Below are 19,725 nucleotides of genomic sequence, written 5' to 3'. Positions count from 1 at the left end.
CCCTAAAAGGCTCCCCAGAGGGGGCCGTCAAAGCCCTCTACCACCTTAGAAAGGAGGCCCCCATGAAACGCTCCCTCGCCCTTGCTGTCTGCGGCTTTTCGCTGGTGCTGGCACTGGTGGGCGAGTGGCTGGCGGACCGCCAGTTCACCGCCGCGCTGGATACCTTGGCCGATCAGGCCGTACTGCAGCACCAGCGCAATCTGTTCGGCTATGCCGACACCCTGCAGGAAGTCAAGGCCGACGACTCGCCCCACATGATCCTGGCGGACGACAGCGGCACCCGCTATGTCAACGCCAGTGACAAAGCCTTTGCCGGGCAGCTGTATTTTGACCGCCAGCGGCTGATCGTGGGGTCGATCCCCTGCACCTTTGCCCTGCTGGACCAGACCGGCCGGGTCATCTACTCCAAGCTGCCCGACACCATCCCCGAAAGTGAATTGGCCGCACTGAAAGACGCCGACACAACCACGATGCGCCTTTGCGGGCAAACATTGCTGCTCTGCGATCAAGTCGCCGGGGCCAGCGGTCAGCGCGTCTGGGTCTGGATGGTCACAGCGCTGGATACCAGCTCGGCCTACGCGGTCCGCACCGCCACACTGCGCCAGTGGTTCTTGCTGCAGGCCGTACTGACGCTGGCGGCACTGTTGATGGTCCACCACACCACTGCCCTGCAGCAGCTGAACGACCGCCAAAGCCGCTTTGTGGCCGACCTGACCCATGAGCTGAAAACGCCCCTGACCAGTATGATCGGCTACGCCGACTTACTGCGCGGCGGCGAACTGCCGCCCGAAAACCAGCGCCGCGCCGCCGATGCCATCTACCATGAATCCACCCGGCTGGAAAGCCTGAGCCAACAGCTGCTCAGCCTGCAGGACCTGCGGCAGGAAGCCCTGACCCTGACCGCCGTGCCGGTGGCCGCCGCCTTTGAGGATGTGGCCCGCAGTCTGCCCGATTGCCCCGTGACCCTCGAAAAGACCTGCCCAGAGGACGCCGCCGTGCGGGCCGACCGGGTACTACTGGCAGACCTGCTGCGTAACCTTGTGTTGAACGCCGCCCACGCCAGCGCACCGGGCAGCACGGTTACGCTGCGCTGCCTGCCCGCCGAGGACCGCTGGCGGCTGGAGGTAGCCGACACCGGCTGCGGCATCCCGCCCGAGGCCCTGCCCCACCTGACCGAGCCGTTCTACCGGGTGGACAAGGCCCGGGCCCGGGCCAACGGCGGCAGCGGCGTGGGGCTGGCCCTTTGCGCCGACATTGCCGCCGCCTTTGGCGCCAAGCTGGAATTTACCAGCACCGTGGGCGAAGGCACCACCGTCGCCCTGACCCTGCCCAAGGAGGTGTACGCCCATGAAGAAGCTGACGATTGACCCCCGTTTTTGGCTGACGGCCGCCTTTTGCGCCGCCCTGTTGGCTGCGCCGCCGCTGCTGACCCAGGCGCGGGACCGGCAGGCCTACACCACGGCCCTCACCCGCCCTGCCGTAGCTGGTGTAATGACCGATGAAGAGCGGCTGGACCCCACCATAAGTGCCCTCTATAGTCAGAAGATTTTGAGTGCATCCAATAATTTTCTGGTCGGTGAGGAAAATTCCCAAAAGTATTCACGAATGTCTGGCAAGCTGCGGCAGGCGAACCGCCGTGGTCTGCTGAGCGATGAACAGCTGAACGCACTTCTCGCCTTGGTCGATGTCACGGAAGCCGCTGAAACTGCTGAACGAGGCGACTATCATTATACTGGTCTGCATACCTGTATTTTTTACTCTGATGCGGCCGGTGTAGAGCAACTGCAACTGACCTATTGCAGTGTCACGCCGGAGAAAGTTGCCTCACCGGAGAACGCTCTTACACTGGACGCCACCATCTTTATCAGTTACCTGCCCAACAATGGCCCCATCCTGAGCATGACGATCTCCTACGATGACCTGCCCGAAAGCACCGTTGACCTCGAGACCCTGCAGGACCGCTTCTGCGACCAGTTGAAGCTGACGGTTCCCGGGGAATGGACTGACATCGGCGGCGGCCAGCGCAATTATTCGTCCAGTAATCTGGTCACTCTCGTGGACGCCTGCACCGCCACCAATCGAGGTGTTATGATGTCGGCTTTTCTCAATCCCTTTGTCTAAGAGTAAAAGAATAAAGCAGATACAAAAAGGCCCGTCGTGTTTCCACGGCGGGCCTTTGAATTATGCGGTTTTACAGGTTATCAGACAATACCCTGGCTCATCATAGCGGAGGCGATCTTCTCGAAACCGGCGATGTTGGCACCGGCGACCAGGTTGCCCTTCATGCCGTACTTTTCGGCAGTGGCGGCAGCACTGTGATAGATGTTGACCATGATGTTGTGCAGGCGCTCATCCACTTCCTCGAAAGTCCAGGACAGGCGCAGGCTGTTCTGGCTCATCTCCAGGCCGGAGGTAGCAACACCACCGGCGTTGGATGCCTTAGCCGGGGCAAACAGGATGCCGTGGCTCTGCAGGTAAGCAATGGCCTCGGGGGTAGAAGGCATGTTGGCACCCTCGGCTACTGCATAGCAGCCGTTGGCAACCAGAGCCTCGGCACCGTCCAGGGGCAGTTCGTTCTGGGTGGCGCAGGGCAGGGCGATGTCGCAGGGGACGGTCCAGATGCCCTGGCTGCCCTCGACGTACTTAGCGGTGGGGACATAGTCCAGGTAGGTCTTGATGCGGGCACGCTTGACCTCTTTGATTTCCTTCATAACCTTGTAGTCAATGCCGTTCTCGTCCACGATGTAACCGTTGGAGTCAGACATGGCAATGACCTTGCCGCCCAGCTGGGTAGCCTTCTGGTTGGCGTAGATGGCCACGTTGCCGGAGCCGGAGATGACCACGCGCTGGCCCTCGAAGCTCTTGCCGGCATCAGCCAGCATTTCCTTGGCAAAGTAGCACAGGCCGTAGCCGGTAGCCTCGGTACGGGCGAGAGAACCGCCGAAGGGGATGCCCTTACCGGTCAGCACGCCGGTGTACTCGTTCTTCAGGCGCTTGTACTGGCCAAACAGGTAGCCGACCTCACGGCCGCCAACGCCAATATCACCGGCGGGCACGTCGGTGTCGGGGCCGATGTGGCGGTACAGCTCGGTCATAAAGCTCTGGCAGAAACGCATGACCTCGGCATCAGACTTGCCGTGGGGGTCAAAGTCAGCGCCGCCTTTGCCGCCGCCCATGGGCAGGCTGGTCAGGCTGTTCTTGAAGCACTGCTCAAAGCCCAGGAACTTCAGGATAGACAGGTTGACAGAAGGATGGAAACGCAGGCCGCCCTTGTAGGGACCGATGGCAGAGTTGAACTGCACACGGTAACCGCGGTTGACCTGGACCTTGCCAGCGTCATCGACCCAGGGCACACGGAACATGATGATGCGCTCAGGCTCGACAAGGCGCTCGATCAGGCCGGCCTTCTCGTACTCGGGGTGGGCAGCCACAACGGGCTCCAGGCTCTCGAGGACTTCCTCAACAGCCTGCAGGAATTCTTTCTGTTCGGGGTTACGCTTTGCCAGGTCGTCATAGACGCGCTGCAGATACGGATTGGTAAATGCCATAGTGGTAACACTCCTTTATATAATTCTTTCACCGAGTTTATAGTAGCACCATGTGCATAATTTTGCAAGGTTTTTGCAGGCATTTTTAAAAATATTGTTTGTAGCAGATGCCCGTATGTTTACCGCAGAACGACAGACTTTATTTTCTTAATCCCACATCTGCACAGGAGTATAATTTTCGCCGCCGTTCCAAAATTCCTGCGGGTCGATGAAGCCGTAATCGCAGCGGTCGTTATGCGTATTGCTATGGGGTTTATACCCTACCATCCAACGGCCGTCGTTGGTCTGGGCCATCAGGCTTACGCCCATGTACATGCCGTCCCGGTACTGGGTCTGGGTCATGGTGTGCATTTCGCCGGTATCCAGGTCAATTAAATAATTGATCTCGCCATTGCCGGTATAATCCTGGGCCCAGATCCAGCCGCGCTCCTCGCTGCCAAACATCGGCATAAAGCCATTGTCTGTGGAGGGCAGATACAGGTTCATGGGCAGCGTATCGATCAGCACCGTGTGCTGGTGGTCTTTGCTGTAGTAGCTCAGGCTGTAGCTGGTGCCGTACTCGCTGCGTTCCTGGGGGTTATCCTGCACATAGACGCGGTCGTTGTATATTTTTACATAGATCGTACTACCGTCAAGGCGTTCCGTCTCGCAGATCTTTTCCCGCTGCATGGTCGCGGGGTCCAGCCAGACAAGCTCGCTCCGAGCGTTCTGCAGGGCGGCATTATAGGCTTCGTAGTCGTTATAGTCCGGCAGCGGGGCATCTGTCAGCAGGCGCGAGGTCAAAAAGCGGTGTCCGTTCACGCCCCGCACCTGTTCACCCAGATTCAGTGGGAGGGTGCTCCATTCGCCGGTGGTCAGGTCCAGCCGGAGGATGCGGCTCCTGTTTGCGTCAGAATATTCTTTTGCGTACAGCGCATTCTCATCACAGTAAGCAAAGTAACCGCTGCCCAGCAGGGACGGGTCAAAGGTCAGCACCGTTTCGCGGGCGGTCAGATCGTCGTTCAGCTTTTCGATGCTGGAGGGGCGGCTGCTCAGCTCATAGTTATGGCGGCAGTAGTCGATGTAGGCTTCCTCATCGGCAAAATTTTTCACATTGCCCTGCTCGAAATCATCCCGGCACGCTTTTTCCACCTGCTCCCAGGGGGAAGTATCATCCAGCCCCGCGTAAGACAGGTAGATGCCGCTTGGCATCACCAGCACGTCGGTGCGTGCCCAATCCTCCAGCCAGGCGGGACAGGCGGCATTGTCATGGGTGCAGCCGGGCACATTGCACAGCACGGTTTGCTGGGCGGTGGCGTAGTCGGTCTTCAGCAGCAGGGCGTGCATGCTTTCCTGGTCATTTTCATCATCCAGCCGTGCAATCTCATAATAGGCGTCGCCTGTGTTCCAGCCCCAGTAGCCGCCGCAGGTGTTGGGGACCTCGCTCAGGTTGCCCACAGTAAATCCGACCGGCTGGGCAGCAGTTTCTTCGGTCTCCGTCGCAGTCATCTCGGCGGTCTCGGCGGCAGGCAGTGCATCCGCCGGGGCGGCGGCACAGCCGGTCAGGGCCAGGGCGGCCAGCAAAAAGCTCCACATTTTACGCATCGGGGTTTGCCTCCTTTTCCAAGTTCGTTGTGTTATCCTGCATGCGCAGCGGCAGGTTCGCCTCGGCGCACAGCGAAAGTTCAATGCTGACATACCAGCGGTCCGACGTAGCGCCGCTGTAGGTAAAGTAATCATCGACGGTGTAGGCGCCCGACGCAGCGGCCACCAGCGCCTGTCCGTTCAGGCTGTAGATGGCCCGGGGGTAGGTCAGGTCCTCCCGCCAGGTCCAATCCCCCAGGCTGGTCAGCCCGGCCTGGTCGGCAAAGGCGCGCAAGGCGGCTTCCTTGGGCAGAGACTCCGGGTCGTGGGCGGCGGCAGAATCCGCCGGGGTGGACAGCCAAAAAGAATACACCTGCCCGGTGCGGCTGTCCATTTTCAGGGCCATCAGGGTGGTGGGCACGCCGTTTTGCACAGCAAACCGCTTAAAGGTCACAAGGCCCAGGCTGTCGACGCTGTAATAGGGCACGGTCAGGCTGTATTGCCTCTCATCGTAGGTCGTCAGGGTGGTCTCCTCAGTGCTGTACCAATCGGCGGCATAGTCGGCCCACGCCTGAGAGATCGCCCCGGCATCGGCCAGGCTTTGCAGGGCGGTGTTCACGGTATCCACATAGTCCCAGCCGTTTGTCATATCGGTCAGGTCGTTGGCCTGATTGTTGTAGTAGATCAACGGCTTGCGCTCCTGCCCGGTATCGCCGGGCTGGAAGGTATATTTGCTTTGGGTCAGCTGCCGGGCGCTGAGCTGCCGCAGCAGGTAGTAGTCGTCCGCCGTGGGGGTGGGCGCCGTGTAGGGGTCGGCCACGGCCTGGCTGTGCCCCAGGCTGGCGGCATCCACTACCGAGAGGAACACCGCCGGGGCGGCGGCGCAGACCAGCACCACCACCGCGCAGAGGGCCGCCGCAAGGCGGGGTTTCTTCCACAGTTTCATGGCTGCACCTCCTTGGGCAGGGTAACGGTAACGGCGGTGCCCACGCCCACCTGGCTGCTGATTTGCAGCGTCCCGCCATGCACGGCGGCAATGCGCTGGCAAAGGGCCAGGCCCATGCCGCTGCCGCCCTGCTTGCGGGCGCGGGATTTATCCACCATGTAAAACGGCTCGGTCACGCGGGCCAGCTTATCCGCCGGGATGCCGCAGCCGTGGTCCTGCACGGTCAGCGCCACGGTGTCCCCCGCATCGGCCAGCAGCACCGTGACGGGCATTCCTGCCGGGCTGGCTTTGGCGGCATTTTGCACCAGGTTGCACAGCAGGTCCAGCAGCAAGTCCGCATCGCCGTGCACCACAGCCCCGCCCTGGGGCGTCAGCAGCGGCACCTGGGGGCAGGCCATCCGCAGCCGCGGCCACAGGTCGGTCAGGTCCACAGGGGCAAGCTCCAGCCGTTCATCGCTCAACGAAAGCAGCGACAGCAGCTTGTAGCTCAGCGCCTCCAGGCGGCGGCTCTCGTGGTAGATGGCCCCGGCGGCCTCGTGCTGCTCGGCGGGGTCGATCTGCAAGGTGCGCAGCATATCGGCGTAGCCGATGATCGAGGTCATCGGCGTCTTCAGCTCGTGGGCGAACGCGCCCATAAAGTCCTCCCGCCGCTGGACATCCACCTGCAGATCCGCGATCTTTTCCTGCACAGCATCGGCCATTTTGTCAAAGCTCTGGCTGACGTTTTCCAGCTCGTCGCCGGTATGCAGGGCGGTGCGGCGGTCGTAGTCGCCGCCTGCGATCTCCGCGCTGGCGGTCCGCAAAATTTGCAGCGGGCGGGTCATCTGGCGGGCCAGCAGTGCTGTGACCAGGGCAGCCGCCGCCAGCACCACAGCCTCCAGCCCCAAAAAGCGCCGCACCGCCGCGGCGCGGGATGTATACAGCGCGGTCAGGTCGTAGGCCGTCACAATGCGGTAGCCGCCCTGCAGCTCGCTGGCAAACAGGGCGTAAGTACCCCCGCCGGACCGCACCGTCGTCATGGTGCCGTCCGCCAGCGGGGCGGTTACGTCTACCGGGATGTTGCTGCTGACCAGCTCCTCCCCCTGCCACAGGGCGGCGGGTTGCTGGTGCAGGGCCAGCCGCGCGGCCGCCACGGCGCCGCCCATCTCCAGCCCGCGGCGCTGGCGATCCAGCAGGTCGGTCTGCACGTCGGTGCAGATCTGGCTGTGCAGGGCGGCGTCAGCGGTCAGAACGGTACGGCGCTGCACGGCAAAATCGCTGTACAGCAGCCAGCACCCGCCCAGCCCAAAGGATGCACTAAGCACCAGCACCAGCAGGCAGATCATCTTGTGGGCAAATTTCATCATGTACCTCCCGGCCCCGCAGTGGGGCGGTCGTCGGGCCTCATTCTTGCTTTAACCGGTAGCCGATCTGGTAAACGGTCTCGATCTTATCGCCCCAGTTCAGCTTTTTGCGCAATCTGGTAATATAGGTATCCACCGCGCGGGTGGTCTCGGCGTCGCCGCCCCAGGCGCGCTCCATCAGGGTATCGCGGTAAATGGCCGCCCCGCGGTTGCGCATCAGCTGCTCCAGCAGGGCAAACTCCCGCGGGGTCAGCTCCACGGGCTGGCCGCGCTGCAAAACCATGTGGGCGGCGCTGTCCAGCGTCACATCAAAGGCCTGCAGCTGGTGGCCGCCCTTGCCGGCGCGGCGCAGCACCATCTCCATGCGGGCCATCAGCTCGTCCATGGCAAAGGGTTTTACAATGTAATCATCCGCACCCAGCCGCAGGCCCAGCACGCGGTCCTTCACGGCGGCCTTGGCGGTCAAAAATATCACGGGCACACCCTGGGGGCGCAGGTAATCCAGCAGGGCGTAGCCGTCCAGGCCGGGCAGCATGATGTCCAGCAGGGCCAGGTCGTAGTCGCTTTTCTCGATCAGATCGGCGGCGGTCAGGCCGTCGGGCGCCAGGGTGCATACGTACCCGGCGCGGGTCAGGTTCATTTCCAGCAGGCGGGCGATGGGCCGCTCGTCCTCAGCGATCAGCACTTTTGTCATGTTTATCCCCTTTCCACCCCCAGTGTAGCGGGCAGTTGTGTACGACTTGTTACAATTCGGCTTTTTCCCTTTATTTTACCATGTTTCGTGTGCTATAATGAACAATATTCCAAAAAAAGGAGCGTTATTTCTATGTCCGTTCAGCAAAAGGCGGGTGTGGTGCTGCCGGCGGCGTGTGCCGTGGCGGCCAGCTTTGACCCTGCCCTGGCGCGCAGCGTGGGCGCGGCGCAGGGGCAGGCGGAGGTCGACCCCAACATCAAGCGCAGCCCGCTGTGCGGCCGCAATTTTGCCATGTTCAGTGAGGACCCGCACCTGACCGCCGTGCTGGCGGCAGCGGTTGTGGGCGGCGCACAAAATGCCGTGGTGGGGCCGCTGCTGTGCTGCAGCCAGGTCACCGACGCCCCGGACCGCCGCGTAGATGAGCGCACACTGCAGGAGATCTACCTGCCGCCCGCCGCTGCGTCCCTGCAGGCCGGGCCGCAGGGGGTGCGGTACGGCAGCGGCACGCTGAACGGCGTACCCCTGGCCGAGGCCGCCGCCGCGCTTTTGCCGCAGCCCGCCGCCAAAACCAACGATACACCGTCCACCGCACCCACCCACGCGCTGGCGGTGCAGCTAGCCGCACAGTGCGGCGTGCTGGTGCAGAATTTGGGCGCACTGCCGCTCAAGGCCGGGCAGCGGGTGGCGTACATCGGCGCGTTTGCCGAGACCCCGCGCTATTATGGCGAGGGTCAGCCCACCCCTGCGGCCATCGGTGCGCTGGACGCCGCGCTGCTGAAAGGCCGCCGCGTGGGGTATGTGACGGGCTTTCCCGCCAACAGGGACGAGCGGGACGAGGGCGAATTCCTGCGGGCGGTATCGGCGGCGGTGCACGCCGATGTAGCCGTAGTGTTTGCGGGCCTGCCGGAAAGTTTCGTCAGCCCCGATGCCGACCGCCGCACCCTGCGCCTGCCGGACTGCCAGAACAACCTGATCGCCCGCATTGCGGCGGTGCAGAAAAACACCGTAGTGGTGCTGCATACCGGTACACCTGTGGAGTGCCCGTGGGCGGGGGATGTTTCGGCGGTGCTATGTATGTATTTGGCGGGCGAGGGCGTAGGCGAAGCCACCGACGCCCTGCTGTGGGGGGACGCCAACCCCAGCGGCCGCCTGCCCGAGACCTGGCCCCTGCGGCTGGAGGACACCCCCTGCTACCTGGACTACCCCGGTGACGGCCGCACGGCCGACTACCGGGAGGGCGTATACGTGGGTTACCGCTGGTACGATGCCCGCCGTATGCCGGTGCGCTGGCCCTTTGGCCACGGCATGAGCTACACCGGGTTTGTGTACCGCAGTGCCCGCCTGTCTGCCGATGTCCTGGCCGGGGACAGTACGGTCACGGTATCGGTCACCGTAAAAAACAGCGGGGCCGTGCGCGGGGCCGAGACCGTGCAGCTGTATGTAAGCGATGAAACCGGCACGCCCATTGCGGGCGGCCGGGTGCCGCAGGTTTTGCGGGGTTTCAGCAAGGTTTGGCTGGACCCCGGCGAGGAGCGCAAGGTGGACTTTACCCTGACGCCCCGGGACCTGGCCCACTATGACCCCGCCCGCCATGCCTGGTACGCCGCCCCCGGCCGTTATCTCCTCCGCCTGGGCCACACCAGCCGGGATATTAGGGCAAGTTTGGGGCTGAATTTTGGATGATTCAAATGGCTCCCCTTGAGGGGAGCCTTTATAACGACAACACCCCCGCACGGTATGAATCCGTGCGGGGGTGTTTTTGTGTTGAATCGCATCGGGTTTGGTGGATGCTAGCGCGCCCACCCAGGAGCGGCAGCATTGGGTACCGCTACCCTATGGGGAAACCACACAATTTTAGGTAAACCAATATCCGTTACGCCCAAAGGGCGCAGGGGGTCAAAGGTTTATCTTAGTCCTTCTTGCGCAGAACGAGGCTGTAAACGCCGTAGCCCATCAGCAGGGCAACAACTGCCAGGCTGCCGCCGAGCAGCGGAGCAACATTAGAAGCACCGGTCTTGGGCAGAACCTTGGTGGTGTTAGCCGGGGCAGCGGCAGCCTTGACGACCTTCTGCTCAGCCTTGCTGGAGGCAGTGGTGGTCTTGTTGCTGGAAGAGGAAGAGCTGGAGGAAGAAGAGCTGTTGTCGTTCTTCTTGTCCTCGACCTTCTCGAAGACAGCCTCAACGGTAGCGTAGCCAGTGGTGGCATCGTCGCCGTTGAAGAAGCACAGGCCGGTCACACCGAAGGTCTTAGCCTCGGCGTTCCAAGCGATAACGTCAGCGCCCTGGCCCTTCCAACCAACGAACTTGTAGCCAGCCTTAGCCTTAACGGTGGGGATAGCATACTGGGTGCCATCGAACTCGGTGGCAGTCAGCTTCTTGACGTTGGCAGCGGGGCTGGTGTACAGGTCGTTCTTCTCGAACTCGCCCTTATCGGGGTCAACAGAGAAGGTGACCTCAACAGTGCGCTCGGTCTTTGCCTTGTAGACAGCAGCGATGGTCAGGTAACCAACGTTGGAACCTTTCTCGAAATGAGCCAGACCAGTGATGCCGAAGGTCTTAGCGTCGGCATCCCAAGCGCCCACTTCATTACCATTCACATGCCAGCCGATGAACTCGTAGCCAGGCTTAGCCTCGACCTTGGGCAGCTCGAACTGCTGGTCGGTGTTGGGGTCCAGGTTATCGAAGTGGATAACTTCCTGACCGTCGTAGTCGGGGAAGATACCCTGCTCGTTGTTGGTGGTGATGGTAACGGAAACGGTCTTCTTGGTCTCTTCAGGCTGCTCGGTCTTGACTTCCTCGAACTGAGCAGTCAGAGTGATGTAACCAACGTTAGAGTCCTTGGGGAAGTGAGCAACGCCGGTGTAACCAAACTCAGTGGCGTTAGCGTCCAGGTGGCCAGCTTCGCCAGCACCCTCGACCTTCCAACCAGTGAACTTGTAGCCGTCGTTAGCCTTAACCTCGGGCAGAGCAATAGGATCGCCGATCTCCGGCAGGTTCTTGAAGCTGATGGTCTCAGCACCGTCGTAACCAACGAAGACACCCTTGGTGTTATCGGTGTTCAGGTAAATCTCAACGGTCTTCTTGGTCTCTTCAGGCTGCTCGGTCTTGACTTCCTCGAACTGAGCAGTCAGAGTGACGTAACCAACGTTAGAGTCCTTGGGGAAGTGAGCAACGCCGGTGTAACCAAACTCAGTGGCGTTAGCGTCCAGGTGGCCAGCTTCGCCAGCACCCTCGACCTTCCAACCAGTGAACTTGTAGCCGTCGTTAGCCTTAACCTCGGGCAGAGCAATAGGATCGCCGATCTCCGGCAGGTTCTTGAAGCTGATGGTCTCAGCACCGTCGTAACCAACGAAAGTACCCTTGTTATTGTCAGTGTTCAGGTTGATTTCGACGGTCTTCTTGACCTCAGGCTTCTCTTCCTCAACCTTTGCGGGGTTGAAGTTAACATAGCCATTGGTGTCCTTAACATCAGCATAGGTCAGCTTGTCGCCAGCCTTCAGGACCTTGCTCGTGCTATCACTAGTCCAAGCATTGTAGCCCTCGGGCAGAGCCGGGGCGACGACTTCCGGGTTAGCCTCAGTCAGAACCTGGGTCAGATACGGAGTGTAAACCGGATCGGAATTCAGTCTGTTAAAGCTAACAGTAACTTCAGCTGCATCTGCAAACGCTGCAAACGGTACGCACATGATAACCATGAACACAGCCGTCAGCAGAGCCAGCAGACGAGTTTTAAAGTTCGTTTTCTGCATGTTAATTTCTCCTATTCTTTAAAATTTATCTAAAGCGTTTTGCAAGCCGGTGCCCCAAGCGCACCCGCTTGCTAACGCAGTAGATACGGACATATATCCAACACCCCCACTTGGGATGGAGGTGGTGAACCAAGGATGGGTAAAGGCTCCCTTTACACAAGGGGGCCTTTTAAGAGGGTTGCTGGTCTTAGGCTCTCTCCCCCACCCGCTTCGCGGGAGCCCCCTCGCAGAGGGGGCCTTTCTGGCGCGCAGCGCCTAATGGCTCCCTCTGAGAGGGAGCTGTCAGCGAAGCTGACTGAGGGAGAGAACTTACCAATAGAACCCATTATTCCTTGTGCAAACAAGGAATAACAAAAGCCCTAGGGCTTTTCGGTTATTGCGAAAATCATTTACCCGCAGGCCAGCGGGCAGGGAGGAGCGGGTCGCTGTTGACATGCACCGTGTCGGCCTCGGTGGTCTCGCCGTCCCGCAGGGGGCGGGCCAGAATGACCAGCCGGGCATCGTCCATCTGGTAGGTGCAGGTGCTTAAGGTCAGCAGCCGCTCGGTGGGGTAGGCGTAATCGCCGGTGGTGTAAAACGCGCGCTTGGCCACTTCGTCCAAAAACGTCTGCTCGGCGGCATCGTCCAGGTCGATATACTGGTTGAAGTGGAAGACATCGCCGTCGCTCTCGCGGGAGGTGACAGCATAGACCGCTACGATCTTGTAAATCTCGCTTTTATATAGCGTGTCCAGCTTCAAGTAGGGGTGCGCGGTGTAGTAATCGGCATCGCGGTACTTTTGCAGGTTGGAGAAGCGGTCGGTATTATTAACGCCCATGTTATGCCCGTAGATGATAAGGTGGCGGCCGTTTTTCATGTCGCACTCATAATCCGCAAAGGGCATGCCGCGCTTATCATCGGCGCGGTCCAGGTCGTGGTATAAGTAAAAGTAATTATCGGTGGTTTGCAGGATGGGCAGGTCAATGTCCACACCGGGGATCTCGATCCAGCCTGCGAACTCGGGGTTGCGGGCAATGAGATCGGCGTATTTGGCCCGCTGGGCGGCTTCCTCGGCGGCCGGGTCAGGGGTCGCTTCGGGTTCGTCCGTAGGGGGTGCGGTGGTCTGCGTTTCCTGGGGCTTGATGGCTTCCATCTCTTTTTTCTCTTTATACGAGGGGAGCCAGAAGATCAGCCCGCCGACCAGCCCTGCAAAGGCCGCGCCGGAGATGACCGCCGCTAAAAGTGCTTTGGTGCGTTGTTTCATAAACTAAGATCCACAAAGAAGTTGTTGCCATCGTTGCCGTTGCCCAGGACTTCCTGGTACGCAACAGTCAGCGTGGCGGAATCGCTGGGCACGGCAACCAGCATATTGCCTTCAACCGTGGCACCAGGTTCCAGCTTAGTATCATTCGGGAACATTTCAGGCGTAACAGGGTAAATCGCAACGCCGAAATCGTTGTCGCCATCGCCCCATTGCAGTTGAAAATCGTCCTTGAAAATGTCGTAAGTCTCGTCGCTGGTATTGGTCACAGAGATGTGAAATTGTACCAACTTGTCCCCCTCAGGGATTGCGATATTACCGAACTTTTCGATCGTTTCCGGCTGGCCGCAGGTGAAATCAAACAGCGCGGTGTGCACGGTCTCATCCGCTTTTGCACGGGTGGACTTTGCCCCGCCGCAGCCAGCCAACAACAGGGCCGCCGCCAAAATTAGTACACAAAGTAATGTTTTGTTAAATTTAAATGCTTTTTTACTCAAAACTTCCGTATCTCCACTAGTAAAATCTATCCCAGCGAACATTTTGCTACGATAGTTTCTATAATAGTACACCAAATTAAAAATTTTTTCAAGAGTTGCGCACATTTTGTTCGCCGTAAAAATGCACAATTATTCCGCCAACTTTGCGGCAATTTGTGAATGACTTGTGGTAATAGTAGAGCTTAGCGCATCGCACCACAATTTGTAGGGTTTAGTAAAATTTTAGTGGGATACACAAAAAGGCCCCCGGTCGAGGGCCGGGGGCGGGGATAAGGCTCCCCTTGAGGGGAGCCTTTTGCCTAAATTACTATTTTCTCTCCTTTCTCCCGTACTTATTATAATATAAACCCATTAGCCCACCGGCAGAGAGCACGGCCAGTGCGGCCAGCAGGATCACCGGCATGGGGTCGGCGGTTTGGGGCAGGGCGGGCTTGGGCGCAGGGTGCGCGGGGACCGGGGTAGTTTTTGCCGGGGCAGGCGTGGGCGTCGGCGCGGCGGGCGGGTCGTACCGGTTCTGGAACAGCAGCAGGCCGGTCTTTTCGCTGCTGCCGCCCGTGGCCCAGATCTCGGCCCCCAGGCTGCCGTTCGGCCGGTTGGTCACCCGCACCGTCACCGTGTATACCGTGGCATCGTAGGTCATGTGCGCCGTGCCGCCCGCGGACTGGCGCACCGTGTAGCGGTAGTCGCCGGGGGCGGTGTAGGTCAGCCCCGTAAAGCTGGCCGTGCCGCTGCCTTTGACCTGCACCGTGTCCGCCGCGGGGGCGGGGGCGCCGTCCTCGGGCGTAAGGGTGATGGTGAACCGCTCGGCCGTGGCCGCGCCCGAGGTGCGGACCTCGACGGGCAGCTCGGCTGTGCATTTGTACTCCGCCGCGCGGGCTTGCAGCGGCAGCAGCAAAAGCAGCAGTGCGGCCTCTATTATTATGCGGCGCAATGTGCGTTTTTGGGTGTTATTCATCCTTATTTCCTCCTTTTACGTTTGGGGCAGCAGCTGGCCGAACAGCAGCACCCGGCCGTTGGTGGCGGCCTCGGTGCAGGTGGAAAAGGCCACCACCGGCCCGCTGCCCGGCGTGCGGTACTGCACCGCGTGCGCCTTGATGTAAGCCAGCAGTGCGTCCGGGCTTTGGGCGGGGTCGTAGAGCACGGGGTCGTAGGCGTCGGCCCGCACGCAGGCGAACAGTGCGATATTATACGCTGTATCGTCTGTTATCAGTGTGCCCGTGGTGTGCGCGGCAAAGTAATCGCTTTGGGTGAACTGCACGATGTCACCGAACATGCCGCCGTCCTCGATATGGTGACCGTAGACGATGCTGTAGGGCGCGGTGAAGTCCGCCGGGCAGCGTGAGTCCAAAAATATCGCGCCAGAAAGCGAAAAATCTCCGTACACGTCGGTGTTGACGTAGACCATGTTGTCCGCCCCCTGCACGACGGGAAAGTCGATGCGGGTGCCGTCCAGCGTGAGCCAGCCGCAGACGTCCGGGTTGAGGGCGCGCAGCTCGGCAAAGCCGGGGCTATCCGCGGGCGCGGCGGCCAGCGGCTTGAACCGCAGCGTCTGCTCCGGCAGGGCCGCGCGGCGTGTGGCGGCGATGTCCCACAGCGACCACGCCCCAAACAGCGCCAGCGCCCCCAGCAGCAGCGCCGCCGCCAGCGTAAGCAGACGGTCACCCCACCGCGCCAGTTTTGCCGCCAGCAGCATTATTCGTCGCTGTTACGACGTTTACGCAGCAGCAACACGCTGCCCGTGCCCGCCGCCAGCAGCATGGCGCCGTAGGGCGCAGCGTCCAGCAGCAGGCCCGTGGGCGTAGGTGCGGTGCGGCTGTTGGTGACCGTGATGGTCTTGTCCGCGGCGGCCATCGTCTGGGCGTCCGAGGTTTTGTCGTCGCTGCCGGTCTTGGTGATGCCGTCCCAGGTGGTGGTGTAACTTGACGCCGTATCGCCGGATTCCGTGATAGTGTAGCCCGTGTTAGCGGGCAGGCCGGTGACCTCGATTTTTTCGCCGCCGGTGATGCCGGCTTTGACTTCAGCGGTGCCGTCTGCGTTGAAAGCGACGGTGTCGCCGGTGATGGTGGAGAAATCTGCCGATTCGCCGCCGGTTTTTACCGTGACCGAGCTGGCATGGGGCGTTTCGTCCGGGTCGTCCAGCGCGATGGTAAAGGTGAACTCGTCGCCGGCATTGGCAAAGTTGCCGCTGAGGTGCTTGACCACCGAGAGGCCGTAGGCGGTGTAGGTGTTGGTGACCTCGTCCGCCTTGGCCGTGCCGTCCGCGTTGACGATGTTGACCTCGCTGATCTCCAGGCTGCCGTCCGGCGCGGTGGGATCGGTGTTGACCACCCGCACCACGATGTAGCGGGCGGCGGTGTCCTGCGTCAGGCCAGTGATGCCGGCAGCGGTCTCCGTGAGGGAGAAAATGTAGTCGCCCGGGGCGGTGAAATCGTCGCTGTCAAAGGTGAAAGGGACTGTGACGGTGTTGACCGTGCCGCCCGTAAAGGCGGCGGTAAGCTCGGTGGATTTGATCTGTGCGGCCGTGCCTTTGATGGCAGTGCCGGCCGCCCAGGAGGGCAGGTTTGCGACCGTGCCGACCGTGAAGGTGATGCTGCCGTGGGGCACGCCTGCGCCGGGGGCGGCGGTCATGTCGATGGTTTTTGTCAGCTGAGCGGTGTAATCCGCGGCCAGCACGCCGGGCGCTGCGGTACCTGCCAGCAGGGCAGCCACAGCGATGGCAGCGGTAAATCTGCCGAATTTGGCGCGGGAAATGTAGGTGGTCTTCATAGGTGGTTCCTCTCTTCCAACATGGATTTATGTTGCTTTTGTTGGGGTTGCAGCAGGGTTTACAGCCCGCTGCGGCGCAGGGCGGCCAGGGCCGTGCCCAGCACTTGCCGCTGTGGGATGGGGCCGTAGAGGCGGCTGTCCGCCCCCGTGGTGCGGGCATCGCACAGCAGGAAAAGCTCGTCCTCCGCGAGGGTGACAGGGTAGTCCGGGCCGCCCTCGACCGGCTGGGTGGGGGTGGTGATGTCCGGCTCGGCCACCGTACTGCCGTTGATGATGAGCGCACCGGTGTCGGTCACAGTGACGGTATCGCCGCCACGCGCCGCGATGCGCCCAAGGCGGAGCGTACCGTCCTGCCGGTAGAGCACGACCTGCCCGGCCGCGGTGCCGCGCTCGAACCGGCTGAACAGGACGAGGTCGCCGCCGCACAGGCGGGGCGCCATAGCGCTGCCCGGCACCACCGCCAGCCCGAACACGACCCCGAACAGCACCCAGCACAGCGCGGCGAACACCGCCAGGCGGGTGAGGAAGCGGTGAATTTCCGCTTTGGCACGTGTTTTTTCCTTGTCAGTAGCCAGAAGGTCCTCCCGTGGCATGGGTCACACCTCCCTGCGGCGCAGCAGCCGCCAGCCCAGCCAGCACAGGCCGACCAGTGCCAGGTAGGGCACCGCGCCGGTGTGCAGGCCTGTGGGGATGCCCACGTTGCGGGTATTGATGCAGGTGATCTCGGCGGGCTGGGCCCGGGGCACTTGCAGCGTGCAGGTTGCGCCGGTGGGGCCGTCGTCGCCGTTGAGCTGCCAGCTGACCGTGTGGTCGCCGGGGTCGGTCTCAGTCAGGGTGAGGGTCTGGTCCGCGCGCAGGTGGGTGAGGGTGACGCTGCCGCCGCTGCGCAGGGTGAAGCCTGTGTCGGTCAGCGCCGCGCCGTCACCCGCCGTGGTGTACGCGCTGCCCTGGCGGATCTGGGTGGTGTCCAGCGTGGCGGTGAAGGAGAAGTTTTTCGTAGTATCGCCCATATCGCCCACCACTTTTTTGGTGATCGTGACGGACAGGTAGGGTTCGTAGGTGTTGGTAAAGTGCGCCTCGACCGTGCCGCCTGCTGTGACGTCCAGCGATCGGGTGCGGTCGGCGGTGGGAGTGGTCAGGTAGTAGTTGGTCAGGTCCGGCGCGGTGGATTCGGTCACGGTGTAGCTGGCGGGGGCCAGGCCCGGCAGGGTCACGCTGCCTGCGCCTTTGATGGAGAGCGTCAGGCGGCCGTTTGAATCCGGGCTGACGGCAGCCGGGGCATCCGCCGGGCGGGCGCCCGCGCTATACTGCGGCGTGTAGCTGCCTGCGGCAACGGATGCGATCGTAAAGGTGTTGACTGTTTCGGCGAAGTCGGCTTGCAGGGCATCGTCGGCATCGTCGGGCAATTGCTTGGTGATAGTCAGGCTGCCAGTGGCGCGGGCGTAGGTGTTTTCAAACCGAATATTTGTTGCCGCCTGGGCGGTCAGTGCAATGCCGCTGTGTATCGGTGTATCCGTCACGTCTGTCCACACACCGCCGTCTTTTACGGTGCGTACCAGCGTGCAATCGTAACCGCTGGGTTCACCGCGGGCAGTCTCGGTCACAGCGTAGTTGTAGGTGTTGCCGCTGCTGTCCGCCAGGGGCAGCTCCAGCGTGTATTGCAGCATGTTGGGGTTGATGCTATCCGCTTGCATCGCGCTGCCGCTGAAGTCCCCCACGATCTGGCGGTCCGAGTTGACCACGGTAAAGTGCAGATTTTCTTTAGCCTGCATCAGCTCGGCATCGGTCAGGGCGGTACCGTCGGTTTTCAGCAGCGTTTTGGTAACGCGCAGGATGCCGCTGCCCGCAGCCGGGGGCACAGGGTCGGTGCTGAACCAGACGCGGTCGATGAGGTTGCCGCGCTTGAGGCCCTCCTCGCTGTCGCCGCTGGCGCTGGTCACCGCCACAAAGAAGAACCGGCTGACGTACTGCCCCGCCGGGACCGTGTAGGTACCGTTGTGTACGCCCCATGCGGTGCAGCCATCCGAGATATTGCCGTCCACAATGTAGTTGCGGATGGGCACGTTCACGCCGTTCACCATGATGCTGCCGTTCAGAGCTTCCTGGATGGCGGCGCGGGTGGTCTTATTTTTCAGCGCGCCGGTGATGTCCTGGGCCACATCCACCGGAGCGATCAGCAGGGCCATCGTGTCAGTGCCGTCGCGACCCGCGTGGGCCAGACTCCAGTTTAAGGTTGCGCCGGGCACGGTCAGCACGTCCTGGTACAGGGCGCCGTAAGCCTGGCAGTTCAGTTCGGCAAACTGGCCGCCATCGTAGGCCTTGCCGATGGCGTAGGCCTGGGTCACGTCGTTGGGGTCTGTGTAAGTTTCTTTTATCTCATTACCCTTGCGGCCCCATCCTGTAATAACAGTGTCCGTATAAACGGTCGTGGTCGCGTCGGCAATCTCGACAAATTTTCCCTTGACACCATCACCCCAGCGATTGCACTCGGTAGTTGTATACCAGTAAATGCTGCTGGTCGTTTCCGCATCCCGCGTCTGCAAAAAGTGGGCGCGCTGATGGTCGTTCGGGTAACAAAAACGGTCACTTGCAAAATTACCGTCGCTGACCACCGGGTACTCAAAGCTGCCGTTTTGCAGCTGCACATAATAGTTTACCTGAGCCTCGGCCTGCAGGGTGCTGCTGCCGGAGGCGACATCCACCTTATAATGGTAGCGGTCGGTGTCGGCGGCGCCGGGGTCGCTTTGGCGGGCCAGCAGCGTATCCAGCGCGGCGTTCAGCGCGTGGGGGTGTTCGGCGGTCAGGTTCTTGTCTGAACCATTGACGACCTGGCCCGTGACCTGCTGCCAGCTGCCATCCGCGCCGGTCTTGCTGCGATACCAGGTGTAGGTCACGCCGTCCACCGGGTCACTTTGTCCGTTGACGACCGCTACCAGCTCGCCCGTAGATTTGATGTTATCCTGTATCTTCACGCTGCGCAGCGTCACCTCCTGCACTGCCGGTTCATCCTCGTCATCCGGCGGGTCGGCGCTTTCAGGCGTGGCGGTGGTGGCCGGTGTCGTGCTTGGCGTGGGTGTGTACAGCTCGTCCCCGGTCGTGTTCTCCCCTGCCGGGTCCTCCTCGGTCGGGCCGGGCGGCACAGGTGTCGGCTCTGCCGGGGCGGCGGTCTCGCTGGTGGCGATCTCGGTATGTAGCGGTCCCGATAATGGCGGGTCCTCAGCAAAAGCGGCATTGGCGGCCCCAGCCGCAAGGCAAAAGGCCATAACCCCTGCCAACAGACGTTTGTTCATGGCGGTTCCTCCCCCGTTTGATCCAGGCGGCCTGTGGGACAAGCCGTCCGCTGATTTCAAGGCTGAGTATACCCCCGCCAACGGGGAAAA

The 19,725-nt window shown here is 61.5% G+C and carries 16 protein-coding genes; 3 read left to right on the top strand and 13 right to left on the bottom strand.

The window, feature by feature from the left end:
• Window positions 1-62: 62 nt before the first annotated feature.
• Together OGM81_06615 and OGM81_06610 are read left to right on the top strand one after the other, a co-directional pair.
• Window positions 63-1,367 carry a HAMP domain-containing histidine kinase gene (locus OGM81_06615; protein UYJ44785.1) on the top strand — a complete coding sequence of 435 codons (1,305 nt, stop codon included), beginning with the start codon at window positions 63-65 and terminating at the stop codon, window positions 1,365-1,367.
• A complete protein-coding gene (locus OGM81_06610; GenBank protein ID UYJ44784.1) occupies window positions 1,348-2,121 on the top strand; it encodes a hypothetical protein in 774 nt (257 codons plus the stop codon). The genes OGM81_06615 and OGM81_06610 overlap by 20 nt, the downstream gene beginning before the upstream one ends.
• A gap of 80 nt (window positions 2,122-2,201) precedes the next feature.
• On the opposite strand, the gene gdhA is transcribed toward OGM81_06610, so the two are convergent.
• The 5 genes from gdhA to OGM81_06585 form a co-directional block, all read right to left on the bottom strand.
• Entirely contained in the window at window positions 2,202-3,548 is a 1,347-nt protein-coding gene (gene gdhA / locus OGM81_06605; protein UYJ44783.1) for an NADP-specific glutamate dehydrogenase, read from the bottom strand.
• 147 nt (window positions 3,549-3,695) lie between these two features.
• Window positions 3,696-5,132 carry a hypothetical protein gene (locus tag OGM81_06600; protein ID UYJ44782.1) on the bottom strand — a complete coding sequence of 479 codons (1,437 nt, stop codon included), beginning with the start codon at window positions 5,130-5,132 and terminating at the stop codon, window positions 3,696-3,698.
• Window positions 5,125-6,057, bottom strand: a complete 933-nt coding sequence (locus OGM81_06595; GenBank protein UYJ44781.1) for a hypothetical protein — start codon at window positions 6,055-6,057, stop codon at window positions 5,125-5,127. Before OGM81_06595 ends, OGM81_06600 begins: the two co-directional genes overlap by 8 nt.
• A complete protein-coding gene (locus OGM81_06590) occupies window positions 6,054-7,403 on the bottom strand; it encodes a HAMP domain-containing histidine kinase (GenBank protein UYJ44780.1) in 1,350 nt (449 codons plus the stop codon). The genes OGM81_06595 and OGM81_06590 overlap by 4 nt, the downstream gene beginning before the upstream one ends.
• 37 nt (window positions 7,404-7,440) lie before the next feature.
• Window positions 7,441-8,094: a response regulator transcription factor gene (locus OGM81_06585; protein UYJ44779.1), complete on the bottom strand. Its 654-nt coding sequence runs from the start codon at window positions 8,092-8,094 to the stop codon at window positions 7,441-7,443.
• A 132-nt stretch (window positions 8,095-8,226) separates the two neighbouring features.
• Here OGM81_06585 and OGM81_06580 point away from each other — a divergent pair, with 132 nt between their 5' ends.
• Window positions 8,227-9,777: a glycoside hydrolase family 3 C-terminal domain-containing protein gene (locus OGM81_06580; protein UYJ44778.1), complete on the top strand. Its 1,551-nt coding sequence runs from the start codon at window positions 8,227-8,229 to the stop codon at window positions 9,775-9,777.
• 226 nt (window positions 9,778-10,003) lie between these two features.
• Here OGM81_06580 and OGM81_06575 read toward each other — a convergent pair whose 3' ends face one another.
• The 8 genes from OGM81_06575 to OGM81_06540 all read right to left on the bottom strand — a co-directional run bounded on the left by OGM81_06575 (window position 10,004) and on the right by OGM81_06540 (window position 19,635).
• Window positions 10,004-11,842, bottom strand: coding sequence for an InlB B-repeat-containing protein (locus tag OGM81_06575; GenBank protein UYJ44777.1), 1,839 nt, complete (start codon window positions 11,840-11,842; stop codon window positions 10,004-10,006).
• A 385-nt stretch (window positions 11,843-12,227) separates the two neighbouring features.
• Window positions 12,228-13,085 (bottom strand): sortase, encoded by an 858-nt coding sequence (locus OGM81_06570; protein ID UYJ44776.1) that lies wholly within the window; start codon window positions 13,083-13,085, stop codon window positions 12,228-12,230.
• On the bottom strand, window positions 13,082-13,579 hold the full coding sequence (locus tag OGM81_06565; protein UYJ44775.1) for a DUF4352 domain-containing protein: 498 nt from the start codon (window positions 13,577-13,579) through the stop codon (window positions 13,082-13,084). The genes OGM81_06570 and OGM81_06565 overlap by 4 nt, the downstream gene beginning before the upstream one ends.
• Before the next feature lie 307 nt (window positions 13,580-13,886).
• Window positions 13,887-14,534 carry a hypothetical protein gene (locus OGM81_06560; protein UYJ44774.1) on the bottom strand — a complete coding sequence of 216 codons (648 nt, stop codon included), beginning with the start codon at window positions 14,532-14,534 and terminating at the stop codon, window positions 13,887-13,889.
• A 15-nt stretch (window positions 14,535-14,549) separates the two neighbouring features.
• Window positions 14,550-15,272: a class B sortase gene (locus OGM81_06555; GenBank protein UYJ44773.1), complete on the bottom strand. Its 723-nt coding sequence runs from the start codon at window positions 15,270-15,272 to the stop codon at window positions 14,550-14,552.
• Window positions 15,272-16,345, bottom strand: a complete 1,074-nt coding sequence (locus OGM81_06550; GenBank protein ID UYJ44772.1) for a hypothetical protein — start codon at window positions 16,343-16,345, stop codon at window positions 15,272-15,274. The genes OGM81_06555 and OGM81_06550 overlap by 1 nt, the downstream gene beginning before the upstream one ends.
• 59 nt (window positions 16,346-16,404) lie before the next feature.
• The gene (gene lepB, locus OGM81_06545; GenBank protein UYJ44771.1) at window positions 16,405-16,938 is read right to left on the bottom strand and encodes a signal peptidase I; all 534 of its coding nucleotides are present in this window, start codon (window positions 16,936-16,938) and stop codon (window positions 16,405-16,407) included.
• 3 nt (window positions 16,939-16,941) lie between these two features.
• On the bottom strand, window positions 16,942-19,635 hold the full coding sequence (locus OGM81_06540; GenBank protein ID UYJ44770.1) for a hypothetical protein: 2,694 nt from the start codon (window positions 19,633-19,635) through the stop codon (window positions 16,942-16,944).
• Between the last annotated feature and the right edge of the window lie 90 nt (window positions 19,636-19,725).

It is taken from the genome of Oscillospiraceae bacterium (genome assembly GCA_025758045.1).
Classification (GTDB): domain Bacteria; phylum Bacillota; class Clostridia; order Oscillospirales; family Ruminococcaceae; genus Gemmiger.
The sequence above is the reverse complement of the archived record's forward strand: the minus strand, read 5'-3'. Positions and strand labels throughout refer to the sequence as shown.